General features: G+C 47.2%; 18 protein-coding genes. 10 read left to right on the forward strand and 8 right to left on the reverse strand.

Annotated features, from left to right (window positions below):
- Positions 1–110 precede the first annotated feature (110 nt).
- The 7 genes from VM802_RS07440 (at position 111) to VM802_RS07470 (ending at position 8,131) form a co-directional block, all read left to right on the forward strand.
- Positions 111–1,568, forward strand: a complete 1,458-nt coding sequence (locus VM802_RS07440; RefSeq protein WP_325529193.1) for a hypothetical protein — start codon at positions 111–113, stop codon at positions 1,566–1,568.
- 33 nt (positions 1,569–1,601) lie between these two features.
- Positions 1,602–3,278, forward strand: coding sequence for a T9SS type B sorting domain-containing protein (locus VM802_RS07445; RefSeq protein WP_325529194.1), 1,677 nt, complete (start codon positions 1,602–1,604; stop codon positions 3,276–3,278).
- Positions 3,279–3,299: 21 nt separating this feature from the next.
- Positions 3,300–3,917, forward strand: coding sequence for a hypothetical protein (locus VM802_RS07450; protein WP_325529195.1), 618 nt, complete (start codon positions 3,300–3,302; stop codon positions 3,915–3,917).
- 18 nt (positions 3,918–3,935) lie between these two features.
- Entirely contained in the window at positions 3,936–4,550 is a 615-nt protein-coding gene (locus tag VM802_RS07455; protein ID WP_325529196.1) for a hypothetical protein, read from the forward strand.
- Between the two features lie 16 nt (positions 4,551–4,566).
- The gene (locus VM802_RS07460) at positions 4,567–5,178 is read left to right on the forward strand and encodes a hypothetical protein (RefSeq protein ID WP_325529197.1); all 612 of its coding nucleotides are present in this window, start codon (positions 4,567–4,569) and stop codon (positions 5,176–5,178) included.
- A gap of 223 nt (positions 5,179–5,401) precedes the next feature.
- Complete coding sequence (locus VM802_RS07465; protein ID WP_325529198.1) at positions 5,402–6,781, forward strand: phage tail-like protein; 1,380 nt, start codon at positions 5,402–5,404, stop codon at positions 6,779–6,781.
- A 12-nt stretch (positions 6,782–6,793) separates the two neighbouring features.
- Entirely contained in the window at positions 6,794–8,131 is a 1,338-nt protein-coding gene (locus VM802_RS07470) for a phage tail-like protein (protein WP_325529199.1), read from the forward strand.
- 128 nt (positions 8,132–8,259) lie between these two features.
- On the opposite strand, the gene VM802_RS07475 is transcribed toward VM802_RS07470, so the two are convergent.
- The 4 genes from VM802_RS07475 to VM802_RS07490 are packed head-to-tail and all read right to left on the reverse strand — an operon-like array spanning position 8,260 to position 16,075.
- Entirely contained in the window at positions 8,260–9,747 is a 1,488-nt protein-coding gene (locus VM802_RS07475) for a calcineurin-like phosphoesterase C-terminal domain-containing protein (protein ID WP_325529200.1), read from the reverse strand.
- Positions 9,748–9,760: 13 nt separating this feature from the next.
- Complete coding sequence (locus VM802_RS07480; RefSeq protein WP_325529201.1) at positions 9,761–11,284, reverse strand: DUF5689 domain-containing protein; 1,524 nt, start codon at positions 11,282–11,284, stop codon at positions 9,761–9,763.
- 28 nt (positions 11,285–11,312) lie between these two features.
- Entirely contained in the window at positions 11,313–12,827 is a 1,515-nt protein-coding gene (locus tag VM802_RS07485) for a SusD/RagB family nutrient-binding outer membrane lipoprotein (RefSeq protein ID WP_325529202.1), read from the reverse strand.
- Between the two features lie 11 nt (positions 12,828–12,838).
- Positions 12,839–16,075, reverse strand: a complete 3,237-nt coding sequence (locus VM802_RS07490; RefSeq protein ID WP_325529203.1) for a SusC/RagA family TonB-linked outer membrane protein — start codon at positions 16,073–16,075, stop codon at positions 12,839–12,841.
- Positions 16,076–16,540: 465 nt separating this feature from the next.
- Between VM802_RS07490 and VM802_RS07495 the strand changes: the two genes are divergently transcribed.
- Positions 16,541–17,113, forward strand: a complete 573-nt coding sequence (locus VM802_RS07495) for a hypothetical protein (protein ID WP_325529204.1) — start codon at positions 16,541–16,543, stop codon at positions 17,111–17,113.
- Positions 17,114–17,556: 443 nt separating this feature from the next.
- On the opposite strand, the gene VM802_RS07500 is transcribed toward VM802_RS07495, so the two are convergent.
- The 4 genes from VM802_RS07500 to VM802_RS07515 all read right to left on the reverse strand — a co-directional run bounded on the left by VM802_RS07500 (position 17,557) and on the right by VM802_RS07515 (position 20,842).
- Complete coding sequence (locus VM802_RS07500) at positions 17,557–18,933, reverse strand: hypothetical protein (protein WP_325529205.1); 1,377 nt, start codon at positions 18,931–18,933, stop codon at positions 17,557–17,559.
- A 7-nt stretch (positions 18,934–18,940) separates the two neighbouring features.
- Positions 18,941–19,477 (reverse strand): hypothetical protein, encoded by a 537-nt coding sequence (locus tag VM802_RS07505; protein ID WP_325529206.1) that lies wholly within the window; start codon positions 19,475–19,477, stop codon positions 18,941–18,943.
- A gap of 5 nt (positions 19,478–19,482) precedes the next feature.
- A complete protein-coding gene (locus tag VM802_RS07510) occupies positions 19,483–20,202 on the reverse strand; it encodes a glycosyltransferase family 2 protein (RefSeq protein WP_325529207.1) in 720 nt (239 codons plus the stop codon).
- Between the two features lie 112 nt (positions 20,203–20,314).
- Complete coding sequence (locus tag VM802_RS07515) at positions 20,315–20,842, reverse strand: hypothetical protein (RefSeq protein WP_325529208.1); 528 nt, start codon at positions 20,840–20,842, stop codon at positions 20,315–20,317.
- A 382-nt stretch (positions 20,843–21,224) separates the two neighbouring features.
- On the opposite strand from VM802_RS07515, the gene VM802_RS07520 reads away from it, so the two are divergent.
- Positions 21,225–21,443: a class I lanthipeptide gene (locus tag VM802_RS07520; protein ID WP_325529209.1), complete on the forward strand. Its 219-nt coding sequence runs from the start codon at positions 21,225–21,227 to the stop codon at positions 21,441–21,443.
- A gap of 265 nt (positions 21,444–21,708) precedes the next feature.
- Positions 21,709–22,559, forward strand: an 851-nt coding sequence (locus tag VM802_RS07525) for an immunoglobulin domain-containing protein (RefSeq protein WP_325529210.1), incomplete at its 3' end; no start/stop codon positions are given.

Genomic DNA, 22,559 nt, shown 5'->3' on the forward strand with positions numbered 1-22,559 from the left:
GATCTCCGAAGGAGCCGGCACGTGGCGGGAAGCCCGGCCCTGGATCGGCGCCTATGACAACGTGGCCGGGGCCGCCGTAAACGCGAGTCAGGCCGAAACGATCCATTGGAGTGAATGGCAAGATCTTCCGGGACAGTGTGAGCCTGGTAGTGCTGGATAGCCTGAATAAAGGGCGGGTGCGGGATAGTGAGTTGCAGATAGTCACTAATAATAAAACCGTTCGAGACAGCCTATTTGTTGGTCTGAAGAATAAGTCAGATTCCGTAGGCCAGCGAGACTTCATCCAGTTGTATGATAAATCCGGTAACCCATTGGCTGCCGGTGCAGATAGCGCTGTGTTCAAACGCTTCAACATCGGTGTGAATGGAAAGATCTTCCGTGACAGTGTGAGCCTGGTAGTGCTGGATAGCCTCAACAAAGGGCGAGTGCGGGATAGTGTGTTGCAGATAGTCACTAATAATAAAACCGTTCGTGATAGTTTATTTATAGGCCTGAAGAATAAAGCCGATTCCGTAGGCCAGCGAGACTTCATCCAGTTGTATGATAAGTCCGGTAAGGCATTAGCTGCTGGTGCAGATAGTGCTGTGTTCAAACGTTTCAATATTGGTGTGAACGGCAAGATCTTCCGTGACAGTGTGAGTCTGGTGGTATTGGATAGCCTCAATAAAGGGCGAGTGCGTGACAGTGTGCTTAGCATGGTAACGAAGAACCAGGTTATCCGTGATAGCTTGTTCATAGGATTGAAGAATAAAGCAGATTCCGTAGGTCAGCGGGACTTCATTCAATTGTATGATAAGTCCGGCAAGGCATTAGCTGCTGGTGCAGATAGTGCTGTGTTCAAACGTTTCAATATTGGTGTGAACGGCAAGATCTTCCGTGACAGTGTGAGTCTGGTGGTATTGGATAGCCTCAATAAAGGGCGTGTTAGAGATAGTGTGCTTAGCATGGTAACGAAGAACCAGGTTATCCGTGATAGCTTGTTCATAGGATTGAAGAATAAAGCAGATTCCGTAGGTCAAAGAGGCTTCATCCAGTTATATGATAAAGCAGGCAACCCGTTAAGTAAAGGTGCTGACAGTGCAGTGTTCAAACGCTTTAACATCGGTGTTAACAGCAGGGCTTTCCGCGACAGCACCAAACAGGTATTTATTGACAGCCTCTCCAGTCAGGCCGTAAGAGACACGCTGGCAAAAACGCTGGTAACGAAGCCGGTGAAAGATACTATCCTTTCCATCATACAAAGTAATCCTGTTGTCACCAATGTAAAAGTGATCACAGACCAGAATTACACAGTGGCTGCCAATGATTATATCATCATTGAAAGAGGTATGACTGCAACACGTACGATCACACTACCAGCTGCGTCCGCAAGTAAGAACAGGATGCTGATTATTAACCAGCTGACGCCTAGCCAGACGTTATCCTTTAATACGTCGGTGATCTATTCGGATACGGTCACGTCTAGCTCCTTGCTGTCATCATTCGGAGGAGGGGCTACCGGTGGGGCATTGAAAGTCACGCTGGTGTCGGATGGAACCAGCTGGTACGTGATCAGCTATAGTTTCTGATGAATGAAATTATGAACATTAGCAACCAATAAAATGATTAACAGATTATACCTGAACATATCAACAGCAGTTTGTTTCCTGGGAGGGGTGCTAAGCACCTCTGCCCAGACTGCTGTAAATAAAGGTGAACTGCACATCAGCGGGAATACGGTTGTTTATTTCGGTGATCATTTCACCAATGACGGCAATTACCATAACAGCGGGCAGGTCACTTTCAAAAAGAATATGACCAACAACGGTACTATGGCCGCTAACGATACCGGTACTACGTTTTTCAACGGCGCAGTACTGCAACAGATAGCCGGAACCCAGCCGGGAAGTTTCTTTCATGTAGTGATGAATAGCGTGGTTAATGGCATTGCATACAACCTGAGCAATGAAATGAATGTCCGGAAGGATATGGATTTCACCAATGGCGTTATGAAAACTACACTGCAAGGGTGGGTGACTTTCCTGAATGGTGCACGGGCCATAAATCCTTCCGATAAAAGCCATGTTTCCGGGAAAGTGAAGAAAACAGGGAATGAAAGTTTTGTATATCCTATCGGTAACGATAGCTACTACAGACCTGCAGGGATCAGTGCGCCCACAGATAATAACGAAACGATTGCTGCAGAATATTTCTTCAGAAATGGCAGTACTTCTCCCTTTGATCCGCAGTTAACAGATGGGAGGATTAGCGGTGTGAATAAAAATGAATATTGGGTGTTGGACCGCGAATCAGGCCGTACACCCGTTACCGTTACACTTACCTGGAATGCTGGCAAAACAGCCACCATGGTAGCTTCTCTACCCGGAGTGCTGGTTGCCCGCTGGAATGGGAGCAAGTGGGAAAGCGGCGGCGCCAGTAATCCTACGGGCAATAACAATGAAGGCGCCGTAAGCAGCGGCAATGCTTTAACTGCACTGGGGCCTTTCACCTTCTCTGAAGCATTACGCAAAGCGCTTATCGGTCTGGCACAACTGGCTTCCGAACCGAAACTGGAAGCGGATCAGACCTACACGGTTACAATCACGCTTATACTACGTAATATGGGAGATGTGCCGCTCGACAGTGTTATGCTCTCCCATAATCTCAGCAATACGTTCCCTTACCCGATGAAGTTCAGAAGGGTAGGACCGGTAAAACAGTCTGACGGATTGGTGCTGAATGATGGCTTTGATGGTAATGCAGACATTCAGCTGCTGAAAGAACTGAGTCAGCTGGCGCCGCAACAGCAGGATACGGTGAGCTTTACACTGAATATTACGCCTGACGGCCGCTATGGTACCTTCTATAGTTCGGCGCAGGTGGCAGGAAAGAATGGTGATGTAGTGGTGAAAGACATTTCCAACGACAAAGAGATCATGCCACCCAACAACAACGGTGATCCTACTAACTATAATGATCCTACACCGATCACGCTCAAAGAGGTGAAGCTGAAAATACCGGAAGGTATCTCTCCGAATGGCGACGGCAGGAACGACCGCTTTGTCATAGAAGGGCTGGACCCGACCGCGCAGGTGGATATGAAGATCGTTAACCGCTGGGGCGATGTTGTGTACGAAAATGCCGATTATAAAAACAACTGGGAGGGCCGTAGCAACCGTGGCTTGCGCGTAGGCGACATACTGCCCGATGGTACCTATTACTATGTTATTACAATCAAGGATAAAGTGCAGACTAATAAGGTACAGCGTTTCGTTGGGTTCCTGACACTGATGCGCTGATGAAATCTTAAAACCGGAAACATGAAGAAGATAGTGTTCATATTGATATTACTGCCGATGTTGGCCCGCACACAGTCGCCGGTACCGCCGGACGTAAAGGTGGCTACCGGGAAGAGCACAGCCCGTGGCGGCATGGATATCAACGGCGGACTATATATCTCCGGGAAATTATTTGTGGAGAATATGGGTACTGCTGATAAACAGACGCCACTCATAGGTATCGACAGTAAAAACCAGATCGTGAAAGTGGCGCCGCAGACGGGTGGTAACAATATAGTGCCAGTGAATGTGATCTCTTACGAACTGAAGAATGTAGACCTCGACTGGGTGAACGATTTTGATACAAAGATTTCCGGTACCGATTACGTGGTAACAATTGCTGCCTATGATCTGGTGGATCCTATCAGAACGAACGGCAATAATATAGCACCGTTGCGTATTGAAACATGGGTAGACAACAATACAAAAACCTGGCACCTTGCCGCTGACTACGTAGGCACGGCGCCTACAGTGAACAGCACCTGGAACTTGTTCCTGCTGGTGATGAACAAAAGTCTGGCGAAAGTATTGTCGCCCATCACGGAGGATTTCGGGGGGAGTTCGTCCAAAACGGCTGCGCAAGCGCCAACGGGTCTTTAATCATCCAAAATACTCATTATGCTGAAGTATATATTACCGGTATTATGTCTGCTCACGTGCTACATGGCTACAAGCGCACAGAGCACTGCGCCTGTGGGCGTAGGTATACTGACACCACGGCAGAAACTGGACATTAACGGCGACGCTTACGTGAAAGATACGCTGGTGGTGGATGGTATGACTGTTTCTAACAGTAAGATACCATTGATTGGCATCGGCTCGTCCAATGAAATAGTAAAGATCCTGACAAGGAGCGGTAATGTCACTTCGTTCAATTTCCTGACTTATGCGCTGACGAATATAGGAGGAGATGGAAACAATGTAACGGATTTTGATACAGGCATCCCTATTTCAGACTTTGTGTTGTCGATAGCAGGGTACACTTTCGACAAAAAAGTGGGGCTTACTACGGATGGTAAAGTACCACCGGTGAAGATCCGCCTCTTTCAGCAGAATAACACCTGGCACATCAACCTGGATTATGTGGGAGGTAAATCGGCGGAGGGTAATGGTACCTGGCGTGTAAGTATTCTGGCAGTGAACAAAATTATTTCAAATATGCTCAGTCCCGTTTCGGTAGATCTGAAAGGAAACAACAACGGCAGCGCACCTGCTTCCCCAACGGGTATCTGAACCTAATAGTGTTTTTATGAAGAAGATAGTGTTCATAACGATAATGTGCTGTATCAGCATGTATACATGGGCACAAGCCCCCAAAGTCGGGCTGGGCACCAATACTCCCCGTGGTACCTGGGATGTAAATGGTAATGTATACACGAAGAATAAACTGTATATAGACAATATGCCGGTAGCCAGCGGAAGTGTCGCATCGCTGGGAGTGTTGCCGGGCGGAGAAGTGGTGAAGATTGCCACGGTGAATAATGCCTCTACCATCAGCCTCATTACCTACAACCTGAACAATGTTTCCAAAACACAAATCACTGACTATGATACAAAGATTGATACATCGAAGTACATCGTAGCACTCGTAGGGTTGGTGTTCAGCAAGATGGTGCAGATGCCGGTGGTAAATTCGAAGAATGTTGTGCCGCCCATTACCGCCAATGTATTTGCCACAGCTACTAATACGTGGCATCTGGCGTTGGATTACAGCGGTGCTACTACCGGTGATGGTACCAATGGGAACTGGAAAGTACAATTGCTGGTGATCAGCAAAAGTATTGCGGATGTGTATCCGGTGACGACAATAGATTTTAATGGAGGAACAACGGGTAAAACCACTCCTCCGGTTAATATGTAAGGATCCCTTCCTATAAGAGTTTTGGAGTAAGTTCGCATGGACACTATAGGAATAAAAATGTACCTTACCATTCCTGGTAAGGTCCCCTTTTTCTCTAGTAAGCACCCGCTTCGGATACCGTCAGAGAAGCGAAATTTAGCAATTATATAGTCACCCCTTTCTGTCACAGGGCTGACTTAATAGATATAAGAGTCATCAATTTATCGATTATTAATCTCATGTCATGAGCAGTTTAACAGTGCCTCAACGAATTGTAGTCAGATATGTTTCCTGTACCTTATTATTGTTAGAGCTCTTCTGCGGAAAGGCGATATCGCAGATTAAGATGGGCGACAACTTAAATGTTATAGAACAACGTGCCTTGCTGGAACTGGAAAGTAAGAACAAAGGCTTTCTTTTGCCCCGGCTTACTACTCTGCAGATGGAGGGCATTTCCAACTTCGGAACTACTCCCACCAGCAGGCGTTCTATCTACGGCATGATGATCTTTAATACCGACAGCAGTTGTATGGCGCAGTATATTGATACGGCATTTACGGATAGACGTGGCTGGCGATATCTTCCCGGCGGCAGCAGCCGCATTCCTATAAGAGACGCCAGGAACGGCCTGCGGCCTGATAGTATGACAATAGTACTGGGCGGACAGCTGGACCGCAAAACCATTGATACACTCAATAATTTCAATATGGAGTGGGAAACCAATGGCAGCGGCAATTTCATGATCAGGAAAAGGACGACTAATAAAGGGGATACTACCTTGTTTGTAGCCAATGGCGGCAGCATAGGCATTGGCACCAGTACGCCTGCGCAGCGGCTTGATGTAGTGGGTAACGTACAGTTCTCACAGGCATTGATGCCGGCGGGTAATGCCGGAAACAGTGGACAGGTATTGATTTCAAGAGGTGCTAATAATCCGCCGGTATGGAAAGACTCTACGCAGTTTCTTGCAGATGTTATTAATAAGAGACCTGCACTCGATTCGCTGGCCATCGCGCTGGGGCAGTCTCCTGCCAAAGACTCCCTCAGTTCCCTGCTTAACCAGGGCGATGGCTTTTATTTCACCGCCAGTGGATTAACGCAGGATATAACCAACAACATGAATGCCAGCCGTACGGTGGCGGATGTTTATAACCGGGCATGTCTTTGGGGTAACAGCCCTAATATTGTTCTGAATACATTATCCGCTACTTTATCCAATTCAGATGGGACTATTACGATAGGGGATGCCGGATTATTTGAATTATATGCACTTGTTAATCTGACGGTGACCTTCACTGCGACAACGGCAGCCACAGAAACAGCGGGGCTTGGTGTTAATACGGTGATCGTGAAATGTGCGGCCGGCGCAGATGTGAACACTGCCTCGAACTGGACCATTATAGCCGGTAACCGTATGCCTTATGTATTGTCTAATACCGTATCATCCAGTATGTTTTGTAGCAGTCTTGCTCAATTGAATATTGGAGACAGGTTGCGGATTTTGTGTTATCAGGGAACTAGAAGTGCGACAGCTCCTGCGGTGTCGGCCGCTTCCCTGGCTGATCCCGGCGATATCCCCATCAGCATGATGTTTAAGCTAACCAAAGTTGTAGGTATCCGTTAAACTGGCATCCGTATGAAAAGAATATTACAATTATTCGTATACATTTTGCCGTTAGTATCGGCGGGGCAGATAAAAATGGGCGACAATAATATGGTTATTACACCTCAAAGTGTGTTGGAGCTGTCTTCCGGCGCGAAAGGATTCTTGTTGCCGCGTGTTACTACTGCACAGATGGAAGCCATGTTATCCGGCATCACCGTGAAGCGTTCTGTGTATGGGCTTACTGTATTCAACACAGATAGTGCCTGTATTGCGCAATATCTGGACACTACACGCACCGACCGTTATGGATGGAGGTATCTTTGTGGCAGTCGCAACAGGCAGGTGGTGTCTGGTGTTCGTAACGGTCTTACCATCCAGGACTCTGTAGCCATATTAGGCGGTCAGCTTGATCGCAAAACGATCGATACGCTGAATAGCTTCAACATGGAATGGGAAACCAATGGCGCCGGCAGTTTCATGGTAAGGAAGCGCAGCGGCGATACTGCTCTGCTCACGGGTAATGGCAGGGTAGGAGCAGGTGTGGGCAGTCCTTTACAACCGTTACATGTGAACGGCAACATACGGTATTCTCAGGCAATAATGCCTGGAGCCACTGCTGGCAGCAGCGGACAGATATTGTCTTCAAAGAGTGGCAATACGGCACCGATATGGAAAGATTCCATAAGTTTTTCCGCTGCGGTGATCAAAGTAATTAAGGATTCACTAGCCACTACGTTTCGGAGAACACCTGTGAGAGATAGTCTGCGTGCGCTCATCACCAGAGGGGATGGATTGGCCTTTGCTTCAACCGTACCTACGGGTAGTATGGTTGTAGATCTGACCACAAATTTTACTTCCAACCAGGCGCTTAGGAATGTGTTCACCAACCCATGTAAATGGGGCAGCAATCCGCCTGATGTCTCTTTTAACTCCATAAATGCTACGCTCGACAGTATCACCGGAACCATTACAATAGGTCAGAGTGGTCTTTTCAATGTATATTGTTTCTTCGCGATAGGCGTTGTGTTTACCGCCAATACGGATAAGGATCACACAGGGGGAGTAGGGATATTATCTGCAGTGATACGTTGCCCGGCAGGAGCCAATGTCAACTCCGCCAACAACTGGGAGGTGGTAGCCACTAATGCCTATCAGTACTATCTTACCACAAATAACCCATCTGGTATGGGAAACGGTATTTCCTTGAACGGGGTCGTGAAAGCTAATAGAGGAGATCGTTTCAGAGTTGTGAGTTACAGAATTGCAGTTTCTTCCGATAATCCCACTATTACAAGAGGAGTAGTAGTAGTACCAGGAGGCCTGCCCTTCGGGTTCTTTTTTAAACTGACAAGATTGGTAGGAGCGTGAGGGGATTTTTTTATTTTGGTATGTAGTTATTTATAAATGCAGCGGAGATCGACTATTATTGTTAATCAAATACCAATAATCGATCTCCGCTGCATTTATAAATAACTACATACCAAAATAAAAAAATCCTAAATGCTCTCCTCATACACATTACCAAACCTGTCAGTCGCCTTTACGATGATCTTTACAGCACTGGCAGATGGTTTAGCGAAGAACATATGATCATTTAAGATAGGTTCTACCCATTTGTGTTTTTTGGGAAGTGCTGGTCCTGCGTATAGTTCCACGGCCCAGGGATCATTGGCAACACGTTGCTCCATGTTACCTTTCAGCACGCCGTCTTCGTACCATTCCACTTTCCATTTGTTGTCCCAGTTCCAGACATTCACTGCTATTTCGTCGGGAGATTCTTTTACTTTTCCTTTCGGATAGACGCGAAGCTGTTTTTCTTTTGCGAGACCGGTGGATTTGTAATACCATTTGATGTCGCTGCCATCTACTTCATACACGCCGTAGCCGCTGGGCGTACCATCGCCGCAGATGGGGCCGGTCCACCATGCGCCACAGACGGTACCATGGTTGTGTTCCATGATGTTGTTGTCCTCCCAGTTATCGTTGAAGTGGGTGTGGCCGCTCATGATATGTGCTTTGAAAGGAGCCAGCAGTTTGTAGAGTTGTTTCCTGTTGGATACTACACCGCCCAGTTCTTCTTCTTTCTGCTCCCTTCTGGCTGCACCGGTATTGGTAGGGATGTGCAGGCTCACTACCACCGTGCTGCCTGGTTTCACAAGTGCAAGGTCCTGCTCCAGCCACTGAAGCTGGTTTTCGGTGAGGTAGCCGATATATTTTTTTGCATTGCCGATGAAGAAAACATCATCAAGCACTACATAGTGAATATCGCCTCTGTTGAAAGAGTAATAGGTAGGGCCGAACTGCTGTTTGAAGGTGGCTGCAGATTTATCATCCGTACGTGCGTCGATGTCCATATCATGATTCCCGATCACGTTGTAGAAAGGAATGCCGCACATGTGTATGGCTTCTTTATAGTCTTCAAATAGTTCGAAGTGATCCCATACCAGGTCACCGCAACCTATGCCGTGAAACAGCGTGTCTTTCGGATATGACTGAATGAGCGCCTGTAAGTCGGGCACAGACTGGCTTTTCAGTAATGCAGCATCTGCCTTTGATATGATCTGTGTATCAGCCCATACGACGAAGTTATGTTTGCGATCATCAGTCGTGAGTTTAGTCAGTTCGAAATCGGTGGTCTGTATTTTCCCTTTGTGCTGAAGCGGTTTATAGAAAGCAGCGATGCCTTTGTCTTCCGGAAAGACATATCCTGCCGGAATACTGATATACACGAATTCAGCGGTAGCATTGCTTGCAAGTTCGTATTGCCCGTTTCTGTCTGTTTGTGTGATGTTGATCCCATCTGTTACAGCTACCCCGGCGATGCCTTTGCCACGGCTGTGCACTTTCCCTTTTAATACGATTTCTGAAAGATCAATGCTGCCGGTGGTTTTCACTGCGGGCTTTGCCTGTGCGAAGGCAGCAGGTAATGCCAGTAATGATCCCGTGGCGCCGAGGTTCTTCAGGAAGTTTCTTCTGTTGAGCATAATCCGTTGTATTTTATTTGAGTTTGGTAGATCCTTCTCCTTCGATTTCTTTGATGGTAGACTCTTTCGATAGCAGCACGTTCACTTGTGATCTGGCTTTTTTCCATTTGCCCAGCGCAAGGTTGTATTCGCCTCCCAGCAAGTTGAAGTAGCCCAGGTCTGCTGTGTTGTAGTTCATACTGAGTGTATTGGAGCCGGCGCGGTAGAACGGCTGATCTGCGAGTGTAATAGGATTTTTGACGTCGTAGAGATCAGTGTTGGTAATACGGTAACCCATAGCCGGAGGGCCAGCTGTGAAGAGGCTACCACCTGTTCCGATGAAGATAACGTCCACCGGTTTGGAATCAACGGTGACGTTGGTGCCTGCAAATACGGCCATACCAGAGGCGTTGCCGCTGTTGGCCAGGAGACCGCCCGTTTTAGTGCCGAAGCCGTCGCCATTGGTGCTGGTGTAGTTGAAGGCTCTGATCCAGTTGGAGGTGCTGATGCTGGTGGACTTTTCCCCGTTGATAGTTTTAGCGGTACCGCCTACATAGAAGAAGGTCCCTTTTGCTGCAAAGCCGGAAGTAAGATTGAATTTAAATGTGCGCATGTCGCCGGTAGCCCATCCTTTAGCGGGATAGCCTGATGGCGTAGAGGCGTTGGCGTTATTTGTCACTACTACAGCATAAGGAGTGGCTGCAAAGTCGATGTCACGGGTGGTCATGAGCTGTATGTATTCATAGTTACCATCGGGGCCTTTAACATCGCTCATGAAGCCGGTGATGAGGATAGGCGCAATCTCTACGGTAGAACTGAGCACGCCCATGTCTTCATTCTTACGCATACGGAACTGAATGCCGGGTTTACCTTGTGCATTATTGGCGCCGAATACAATGCCGTAGAAGTTTCCACTTACAGGCGCCTGTGTTTTGGCGAAAGTGGCATTGGCTTCTGTGTGGAGCTGGATATCACCGAACCCGTCATTCAGTGTTTTATCGCCGGCCAGCACGTCGGTGGGTGCTGGCAGCGGATCAAAGCCCCCTTTTACAATTACGCCCATGGTACTTTCGTAGGCATCAGGATTGGCAAGTATTTGTCCGATTGTGATGCGGTTGAGCGGAATAGGATTTTTGGAAGATACCCAGGTGACATCTTTTCCGGATACGCCGGTGATCTGAAGGTGACCATCCACTCTTTTGAGCTGTGCTCCTTCCACGCGGATGATCACGGAGTCGCCGGGTACATAGGTGGCAGCATCTGCGCCAATAGCAACAGAGATACCTCTCAGCTGAGAAAGGCGGCGGCTTTCCTGCAATACCAGCAGGCCGGCGGGAAGGTTGCTGCCGGAGTGATCGGATACCACTACGCCAGTGATCCTGTCGGAGCCAAGCAGGCTTTCTTTGGTAAGTGTTAGGTCATTTCCCTTGTACAGGCTTCTGACATCAAAGATGGAGATATAGGGGCTGATCTGTCCACCGGGATAGGCATCTTTTTTACATCCCCCGGAAAATATTATCAGTAAAAGGAAACAGTAAATCGATATATTTTTCATCATACTTTTTTTCATCATTAGAGAAATATTCTTACGGTTTCTGCCACCATACCTGTGTAGATATAACATCAGGTCCCTGCCCAGCGACAGCAGATCTGTAACCGGAAGGGTTGGTAGACTGCACATAAACCGGATAAGTCATCCTGGCGGGCATCACACCGTTGTTACGAAGACCTTCACCTTTGGGTAGTGCAGGGTGGCCGGTACGGCGGTATTCGAACCATTGCTGCATGTCGGTGAGGAACAGTGCATAATATTTCTGCAGGTGTATCCTTTCCATTTTTTCATCCAGTGTGGCGTTGTTGTTCCATTGGATATCAGCGGCAGCGAGGAAGTCGGTGATGGCGATGGGCCATGCTGGCAGCCACTGTTTGATGCTGGCCAGCGCGCCGTCATTGTAAAAGGTTTCGGCTGAACCGCTGATCCAGCCTTTGGCAGCAGCTTCTGCAAGAATAAATTTCAGCTCTGCATAATTCATGATCATACCGGTGAGCTGCTCGGTTTGCAACGAAGTAGAAGAGGTATAGGAATAAAAGTATGATTTGCGGATCAGGCCACCACCCGGTGCATAGCCGCTTGGTACACCAAGGAATGCGCCCTGGTAAGGGGCGATGCCCCAGCGGTTGATGTTATTCACACCATATGTAGGAATATCGATGCGGGGATCATTCCACGCCACCAGGTGATCAATGAAAAAGCTGCCTACGCCTGGCGTTCTGAAGTCTTGCTCACGGACAGACATATACGGAGATACATAAGGTCCGGCGCCTGTCCATCTAAGGATAGCGGATTCGTCGGTGCTGGCCATGATCGGATATTGCGCAGTATTTGTTTCTGCTATCTCCTTTATCTTATCGATACAGCTCTGTGCTACTTCCGCTTTACCTGAAACCCTCAGCAGTAAACGAAGATAGAGGGAGTTGCCGAACTTGCGCCACTTCGCAATGTTACCGCCGTATACGGGATCGGAGTTGGATTGTATCTGTATATTCAGTTTCAGCAGGTTGTTGGCTTCTTCCAGTTTTTTGAACAGATCGAGATAAATATCTTTCTGTCTGTCGAATGGAGGTTCATATACCGCACTGTCTTTGGCCTGATTGGATTTGAAATAGGGCACATCGCCGTAGGTGTCTGTCAGCATAGAATAGATCCAGGCCTGGCAGATGAGGGAGATGCCCATGTATGATTCGTTGTAGGTGAGTTGTTCTTTTGCAAGGTTGTAAATATCCTTGAAGTTGGTCATTTCCAGGTACCAGGTATTATACAGGTAATCAGACCAGGTGGAGCGGTAATCGTAGCGGAATACCTTTCCTTCAGATTCACTCATATCCACGCTTACCTGCATCAGTTCATTGTTGAAGCTGCGGTTGCGTGACATGTTGGCGGAAAGCACGCCTACAAGTGCAGGCGCGAGCAGTTGCTGCGGCAACGCTTTCGGCGTACCGTTAGGATCTGTGTTGATGGTAGTGAAATCCTTTGTGCAGGAGGAAAACAGTAGGCTGCATGATAGCGCAGCGCCTGTAATTTTATATATGATCTTCTTCATTTTTTTTAGCATTAAAGTCCGATAACGATGTTGCATCCGAAAGTTCTGGTAGAGGGGAACTGTCCTATTTCAAAGCCCTGTACGATGTCGGTGCCGCTGAGTGTACCAAATTCAGGATCGAAGATGGGCCACTTGGTCCAGATCCACAGGTCGCGGCCGTAGATGCCCACGGAAGCGCGCTGCAGATGTAGCTTTTTGAGGAGCTTCGGGCTGAGTGAGTAGTCGAGTCTCGCTTCTCTGAACTTGATGAAGTCGGTGCTGAAGGTGCTGCCTTCTGCGTTGTCTACACCGTAATGAGAGCGGTAGTATTCATCGATGTCTGTTGCGATCACATCATTCTTGCGGTATTTGCCGTCAGCATCCTGCACCACACCGTTACCGATGATGCCGTTGTAGCGGCCAGGAAGCGTGTTGGTGGTTTTACCCTGTTCTGCCAGTTTATAGTGTGTCAGGGAGTGGCCTACTGCGCCATACTGTGCGTCAAAGAGCAGGTTGAGATGGAATTGTTTGTAATAGAAGTCGTTCGAGAAGCCCACTTTCCATTTAGGCATTGTGTTGCCGAGATAGATGACGTCTTCTGTGATCTTTGCGAAACCTGTTTTGGAATCGTACACCACCTGGCCATCAGGCGCGCGGAGGTAACCCTTGCCGTACATATCGCCCATGCTGCCGCCTGGCTTCACAACGATCTGGCCGCCGCCAACAGGACCGGTGCGCAATACGAGCGTACTATCTGTAAGCGACATCACCCTGTTCTGGTTGTAAGAGAAAACAACGTTTGTGTTCCAGGAGAAGCCTTTCCTGGTTTTAACAGGCGTACCGTTTAATGCTACTTCAATACCTCTGTTGTTTACCTTACCGGCGTTGATGATAGCCGATTTATAACCGCTGGATTGATCCAGTTTACGTTCCAGGATCTGGTTGATGGTATTGGAAGAGTAGAGGGCTACATCAAATCCAAAGCGGCTGTTGAACATTTTAGCAGCAGCACCTACTTCCAGTGATTTTGTTCTCAGCGGTTTGAGATAACGGTTAGTCAGTACCACCGGGTTTTCCAGGCCGCCGTTGTAAGCGTTTCCGGCAGGGGAGTAGTAGTTATAGGAAGTACGGTAAGGATCTGTACCACTACCTACTGCTGCGTAGGAAAGTCTGAGTTTCGCGTAGCTGAACGACTTCGGCAATTTCACCATCTCTGATACAACCGCACTGACGCTCACGGATGGATAGAAGAAAGCAGCGTTATCAACGGCATAAGGTGTGGCGAGGGTACTGTTCCAGTCCTGGCGTGCGGTGACGTCCATGAACAGGTAGTCTCTGAAACCTGCTGTAATCAAGCCATATAAGCTGTTGATCCTGTATTTGGATTTCAGCGGATAAGTAGCCAGCGGACCGGCAGCATTGGCCATTGTATAAACGCCGGGATATGTTAAGGAGTCTGCGCGCAGCTCGTCCCTGTTATAGTTGTTGTTAAGCGTACTTCCGCCGGCATTCACTGTAAGTTCAAAATCATGGCTGATCTTCTTTGCATATTTCAACAGGAAGTCGGTGTTGGCTTCCATAGAGAATATATTCTGTGTGCGGTAACTTCCGCGGGGGAATTTAGCGCCTGCATCAAAAGGACGTTCCTGGGCACGTTGCTCGTACGTAAAGTCGATGGCGGTTCTTACCTGAAGGCTCAACTCATCGGTGAAGGTATACAACGCCTGTACGTTGCCGGTGATGCCGTGACGGTTACTTCTGTTGATGAACTCATAGGCAATGGCGTAGGGGTTTTCAGGATAAGAGCTGAAAGGATATTTGATAATACGTCCTTCCTGACCTTTGGCCCAGTAATCGCGTAACCAATCCGGATCTGCGTTGGGTTGCCAGAAGATATACCAGTACATGATAGACTGGTTGCCATATCCCGCGCCTGGCAGGTTATCGCTCTTTTTGTTGGTATAGTTTACTTTGGAAGAGATCTGCAGTTTGTCGTTTACTTTTGAGTTGACGGACATAGACACCGTATTACGTTGGAACCCGGTATTAGGAATGATCCAGTCGTTGAGGAAGTTGGTGAAGGAGAAGCGTGCAGTGGTTCTGTCGGTACCGCCATCTACGCTGACAGCGTTGGCATAGGTATGACCGGTGTTAAAAAACTTACGGACCTTATTAGTATAGGGTACCCACGGTGTGCGCTCTGTGCCTACTTTCTGCGTTACAGGATCATATTGGTAGAACTTTTGCCCGTCGAAGCGAGGGCCATATGCAGAGCTGGTACCGGAAGTGCTGCCACCGTCCGGGGTTGCGCCGTAGGAGTAATAGTTGGCGCCGTCGAGGCCCTGACCATATTCGTATTGCAGGTTGGGCCAGCGGTTTACTTGTTCCAGGGATGTATTGGAGTTGAAAGTCAGGCCAAGACCTTTTCTTTTTTTGCTGCCGGATTTAGTGGTGATGATGACGGCGCCACCTGCACCGCGTTGTCCGTATAGTGCAGCTGCACCGGGGCCTTTCAGTACGGTGATGGTTTCAATGTCTTCCGGGTTGATGTCATTCAATCCGCTGCCGTAGTCTGCGGGCATGTTGTCGCTGCCGGTTCCATAGGCGCTTTCACCTGCAATGGCGGTGCGTCGTCCGCTACCGGAGCTGATCACCACGCCGTCTACTACGATGAGTGCGTCGTTGTCGCCGGTGAGGTTTTTTTCACCACGCAGTACGATCCTGTTGGAGCCGGAAGGGCCGCTGTTGGATCTTACGAGCGTGAGGCCGGCTACCTTACCGGATAGGGCTTCTGTCCAGTTGTTGGGGGTGGCGTTGGTGAGTTGTTCACCACTGAGTACGCTGGTGGCGTAGCCCAGTTGTTTCTCTTCACGTTTGATGCCCAACGCTGTGGTGATGGTTACTTCGTTGAGTGTTTTTGGGTCCGGCTTCATCTGGATGTTCAGTAGCTGTGTTTCTTTCACGGCTACTTCACGTGATACGTATCCAATAAAAGAGAAGACCAGTGAAGATCCTGTGGAGGGAAGCGTCAGTATGTATTCTCCTTTTGCGTTGGTAACGGCGCCTTTGCCGCCGTGTTTGGGTTTGATACTTACGCCGGGTAGCGGTTCACCTTTTTCATCTGTGACGCGGCCGCGTACAACAACATCTTCTGTGATGCGGATATTTCCTGACGGGGGAATATCCTTGTGTGCTGGTACAGTACTACTATAAGCAATGTCAGGTGCAAACATTTGCATACAGGTTAGAAACAGTAAAAAATTCTTCATCAGTGTTGATTATGTAATTATGATAGCTCCTCGTTTAAAGTGTGACCGTGTGTTCGCATCCGGGTACGGTCATGATAGGTTATTGACGATAAAGATCGGGTTGCATTCGGGGGCCGAAATTATAAGTACAATGTGAAGGTTTTGTTAAGGTGGGATTAAGTTTGTGATAACTTAATGTGAAGCAGTGGGTGTAAACCAGGCGTTTAATAATAGACTGGAGGACATTGTACTGATATAATAGCTATTGTCTGTATTTAACCATTGTGCGCTTTTAACAGGGGGTTGGGTGGGGGCTGCCTGGGGGATGACTGGGGGATGCCCGGGAGTTGACTATACTGTTCGTGCGCCTTTAATACCTATGAGAACCGAATGACAAGCGAATAAAAGCATAGCGTAATAATGCTTGGTGTATTGAGACAAAATCGGTAAATTTAGATAAATCATTGTTGTTTAAACCCTTATCCCATGGCAAAGATAGATTTACCGGCAGGCGTTAAACCGCCCTTTATGGGTACTATTCAGAATCTTTGCATCTACGAGATGTATGGGAGATACTATATACGCCTTAAAAGCTCTCTTACCGGTAAGAGAGTAAAGAAAGCCCCCGCTTTCCGCAGAACAATGGAGAATGCCCATTTACTGGCTACCGCATCAAAGATGGCATCTGGTGTATACCGGCAGTTACCTAAACAACAAAAGATACATACCCTATACCGGCAGCTTACCGGCAAGGCATTGCTTTTATTACGGGAAGGCAAGGATGCTGACATGATTATCACTGCACTGATGGAGATGTGCCAGCCGGTTGCGGCGGCAAAGCCTGTGCGTAAACGGGTTATGCGTCGTAATAAATTACCTGCAATATGGAAGTGTGGTAGCAAAGACACCTCTTCCTGTAGCAGAGTAGGACATGTGAAGAACGTTGTTATAACTAAATATGACAACAGTTCTTTAAAGTGCCTGACATCATCAGCGATTAATGAATTTGCGATAACTTATCATGAACGACGAAGTGTGAGTGTAATGCAGAGAGAGTGATTAGATTTACCATAGAAAGATGACAACAGCCCCGGATTTGTTTTGTAAATAATTGGCACGTTTGTACCCAACCTGTATCTATCCGCAGGCATACTCCCTTAATCGAATACCTTTCTTCTCTTCAGGACGATGTAAAATATTTACCCTCACACTTCAAAAAAAAATGTTATGAAAAGTGCAAAAATCGGGTTAGTTACCCTGGTAGTATTAGCAGCCGTAGCAAGTGCTCTTGCTTTGAAGGCAAATAGGCAGACGAATGTTTTTTATAGACTTAATACGAAGAATTACCATTGTAGTATTCCCACCATTTTGCTTTGTACTACATCCCAAACAGGATCAACCTACTGCAGAACAACACGCTTAGGCATCTATCCAGTAACCAGGATTGGGTTATGCCCGATAATATCAGTATGCCCTGTCTTATAAAAAACTGATTCTATAATTTATTTAACCGTAATAGCTTTTTCCCTCGCGAAGAGGCCGTCCAGTTTCAAAAATGCCGTGACCACGCTACCGTTGCTGAACACATAATACCATATCATTGGTGTAAAGCAGAACAGGAAACGCTTTGCAGAGTAGGCCAGTACATTGTTGATACTATCCCAGGTATAGGTTACCTGGTAGAGCAGGAACATATAGAGAAAGGAAGATAACAGGATAACTGCCAGCAGTTGTATGTTGTCTTTCTCTTTTATTAATGATTTGATGTTGAGGAGTATGGCTACAGGCAGCCCGATGAAGGTGAGGCCATAGTAAATGGTGTTGCTGTAATGATTTGTCATGGCATCCCAGATTGTCTTTAGTTTTGCACCGTCTACGATCAGGTGCGTGGAGATGATTCCTTCGGCATAGAGGCCGTTTACCTTCATGAAAAGGGTCCATAGCAGGGCGGGAGCTGCAGCTATCAGTGTGCACTCAATAAGCGCTTTGTATTGCTTGCGTATGATGGCATCTATCAGCATAATGAAAAGGCAAGCTCCTATGAATACGATCCCTTCCGAACGACACCATGCATTGATTCCAAGCAATAAGGCGCCCATGCTCAACATTGACTGTTCCCGCTTGCGGAACCATAGCGTAAAATAAATGACACCCAGCGATGCATAGATGGCATGTATCACATTAGTGCCGGATAAGGAAGACCAGGAGAGCATCTGTGGTGTCATCATGGCGAAGAAGGTGGCAACCGCTGCGCCGGAAGTGCCGATTGCCCTCAGTGCTGCGCCGTAAAAGGCAAGCAGGAAGAAACCAAACATCAGCGCAGGTATCAGTTTAGATGTTTCTGCCCCAAACATATATACGTATGCGTAGCTGAGTTGTACCATTGGCGCATAGGTGATATAGCTGCCAGGTCCGTGTATGGAGGGCATATAATCGCCCTGGAATATGCTGAGATGCCTGATGGTATGTTCCCGCGATATGATATACCCGATGGTGTCAAACCCTGCGAGGCTGTCTCTGTCGTAGGTTGGGAAGTACAGGCATTTGGTAAAGTTCATGTACTCTATGTACACGATAAATCCAATGAACACGATCCATAGCCCATTGATACCTTTTACTTTTACTGGCGTGATAATATGCTGGCGTTTTCTGTAAAGAAAAGGAAGCATCGCTGCAACGGCCACTGAGGTGGCGGCGGTGATGCTGACAGGCGTGACGGCGATATTCAACTGGTCAAGCAGGACCATTAGTATAGTCTGGAAAGCCATGCCGACAAGGAAAGATAAGCCCAGTTTTTCCTGCATAGAGAAGCGGACAGCTATCATATTGACAATAGCAAATCCTGATAATATAGTGACTAGTATAGCTGCTGGTAACATATTTTTTTTATTTGACAGACCGGTTCATTTGTATAATAGTATCGGTATAAGGAAAGTCCAGTTGCACCGGTAGCAATTCCGGCGCCTGACCATTCACGAGCGCGATATGCGTGATCTTGTGCAGATAGCTGGTGCGGCCCTTTTCATAGGGAACAACCAGTTTGCGTGGATAGAGAAAACGTAACGCCCACAGCTTGTTGTAGGGTTCACTGATAAAACCACTTTTTTTACCGGCCGGAAAGAATGCCTCTGCACTTGGAAGCAGGATTACTGCGGTATCAGGCGTGTGATCTCTTACATAGCTCAGGTAGTTGTACGATTTTCCCAGTTTCAGCGCTGTTTTCTGACCTGTAGTCAGATCGGGCGGATAGGAGAGGATTTCCTTGTCTTCTGTGAACATCTCCTTACAGACCCATTTATATCCCGGATGTTTATTGATGAGGAAGTATATCGTGATTCCTGCCGCTGCGGCGAGCAGGAGGTTTTTTCCTATCCAGCTTTTGCTGATTGGTATTGTGTAACTTTTATCTTTTGTTGGTTCCATCAATTTCAGTTTGAAAAGCGGTACTTTACCAGTGTCCATATTGCTTCGATACCATCCTGCCACTTTATCTTTTTCCCTTCACTGAATGACCTTGGATAATAATATATCGGCTTTTCCACGATCCTATGTCCCAGCTTGGCTACTTTAGCTGTTACTTCCGGGCAAAACTCAAACCGGGTGCATTCCAGGTTGATAGACCGCAGCAGTGCTGCATCGAACATCTTGTAACAGGTGGGCACATCTGTGAGCTGCAGCCTGTAAAGCAGGTTGGTCACGAAGGTAACCAGGCGGCCGCCCCAGTAGAAGCTGTGATAGGAGTGTTTATTGACTTTATTCAGGAACCGGGAGCCGTATACTACTTTGCTTTCTCCTGATAAGAGATCCTGCAACAGTAACGGATAATCGCCGGGTTCATATTCCATATCTGCATCCTGTATGAGGATGTAATCGCCGGTGGCTTTGGGTATACCTGTACGTATGGCTGCACCCTTGCCTTTATTTTCAGCATGTTTAAGATAGACGATAGTGCCTTCTTTGCAAGTACCCAGGTATTCCAGGATCCTGGACTCACTGTTGTCTGTAGAGCAGTCGTTAACAAGAATAAGCTCCCTGCTTACATCCCCGGGTAACTCAACCTGCATAATCTTTTCAAGGATGGCCGTGATGGTACTTTCTTCATTATACACTGGTATGATAACTGAAAGCTTCTTCCCTTTTTTATTCATATAGTATGGTTTCATTATCAGCGTACAGTCGTTTCTGTTATAGCTGGCATCCGTTTAAATAAGGCGCCGCAAATATAAGCATCGGTTAAATACGGAAAAGTTAACAGTCAAATTACTTTATAACAGGCGTTACCGGTAACACAATATCTGTGAGAGGTATGCCTGGTGGCGTTTCCAGTTTTTCTGCGCCAAGTCCGTTTACGACAGCGATGTGGGTGACCTTCCTGTAGTAGCTTGTTTTGCCCATTTCGGAGGGGATGACCAGTTTGCGCGGATACAGAAAGCGCAGCGCCCATAGTTTGTTGTAGGGTTCTCCGGTATAGTCGCTTTTCTGTCCTGGCGGAGAAAAGGCTTCTGCGCCGGGAAACAGTATCACCGCATTTTCCGGTGTTTGTTCCTTCACGTAACGCAGATACCCGTAGGACTTGCCCAGTTTTATCTCCAGTTTCTGATCGGTGGTCAGGTCCGGATAAAGGGATATAGTTTCCATGTTGCTTTTCAGCATATCATTACAAACCCAGTCGTAACCCGGCAGTGATTTAATAATAAAATAAATGATCATACCTGCAATAGCTGCCAGTACTGTGTTTTTACCCAGCCAGATGATATAGCTAGCGATGGCTGAAATACGTTGTTGCATAATAGAAATATTGGTAAGTGTACAAAACGGTTTTAACCGGGTGGATTCGGGGAAATAATCATGTCCGCTCCATTATAGCAGGTATAATGACAGACAATTTCACCCCCTATGTTGTGCTATAGAATTTGACAATCCCCTGTATATGAAACACCCGTGCTGATGACTACCCTTATTAGATGAAAAAATTGTTAAGGAAAGGAGATGTGATCTTCACCGGAAGAATATTTCCTGTGGGGATTTATATTTTTCAGATATGAAATGGATGTTCAAGAGACTGATTTAACCCGTGAAACCTGTATTTTTTTGAAGCCATTGCTGTATAACCATTCCGCGGCAATACCACTGAAATAAAGGAATGGACTCACCTTAATTCTATTGTTGTATGAAAAGGAAAAAAATGACCCTTCAGAGAAAATTATCTCTGACAAAAGCGAACATCGCTACATTGAATGCCGAAAATGCAAATGTTATTCTTGGGGGCGCTACATTCACCTCGCCTGAATGCGTACCTACTGCCCGTGTAAGTTGTCTGGGTTGCCCGCCGCCAACAGCGCGTGAAACCTGTCTGGGGACCTGTTATACGCGTTGCTGGATGTGTTAAGAAACAGAAGAGGCTGTCTCTGGCTTTTATGTAAAATGGGGCGGCCTCTTCTTATTACTTTCCCTGTATTGAGTTTTTTTTATACTGCTATCTGTTTAGAACGAAGGGTAATTATCTTTACATTATACCAATAGGTTACGCCATCACCATTGTCTTAGCGATATTATCCTAACCATTTGCCAACCGCAAGTTCAATAGCCCCGGTAATAGTTGTTAATCATGCCGTATGCGGTTTTTATTTGATACTCCATAAACCCAAAAATTAATGAAACCTCAATTTTACATGCTGAGAAAGGCGGCCGTATGTCTATTCATGTTGCTATGTCTCCTGGTAAGGCAGGCGAATGCCCAGGTATACGCCAACACAGAAAATAATGGCGTTTCCGGTACCGGTATATGTATCGGATGCGGTGTGCTTAACTCCGGGAATGCGGTCAACCCCAATCTTACCGACTATTCCACCTTTTCTATTACAGCCGGACTATTAGATGTTGCCGTTTACCAGACCCTTATCTTCCCGGCAGCCAGCACAACAGGATGCGATTCCCTGATTATCCGTATTGGCAGTAGTAATGCTGTTCTTTCCGCTGCTATCCTTGGAGGAGTTACTGTTCAGACATTTAATGGAAGTACTCCTAATAATGATGCACAGGCTGTATCTACCAGTATTCTGCGGATACTCCAGGGTAACCAGGACGGAGAAATATTACTGAAGCCTGCACAAACATTTGACCGCGTGAAGGTGACATTGACCAGCAGTCTTGTAGGTCTGTTATCTTCTTTCCGGATTTATTTTGCTTTACGTAAACCATCAGTAGCGACTCCCAATGGTACCGACAGCATCACGATCTGTGGCGGGCAGTCAACAATTGTTACCGCTACGGCGGCTCCCGGCAGTACTATTCGCTGGTATAATGCCAGCACCGGCGGCACCCTTCTTGCTACGGGTGGTAGTTATACGGTCACACCTACTGTCACTACCACTTACTATGCAGAGGCTGCAGCTGGTACCTGCAAAAGCGTGCGCAAGCCGGTGAAGGTGATTGTTAATCCCAAGCCAGTGAACCCTGCATACAGTGTGCCACAAGGGTTGACCTGCGGAAGTTTTGGTATTCC

The organism is Chitinophaga sp. (genome assembly GCF_035538455.1).
GTDB lineage: Bacteria > Bacteroidota > Bacteroidia > Chitinophagales > Chitinophagaceae > Chitinophaga.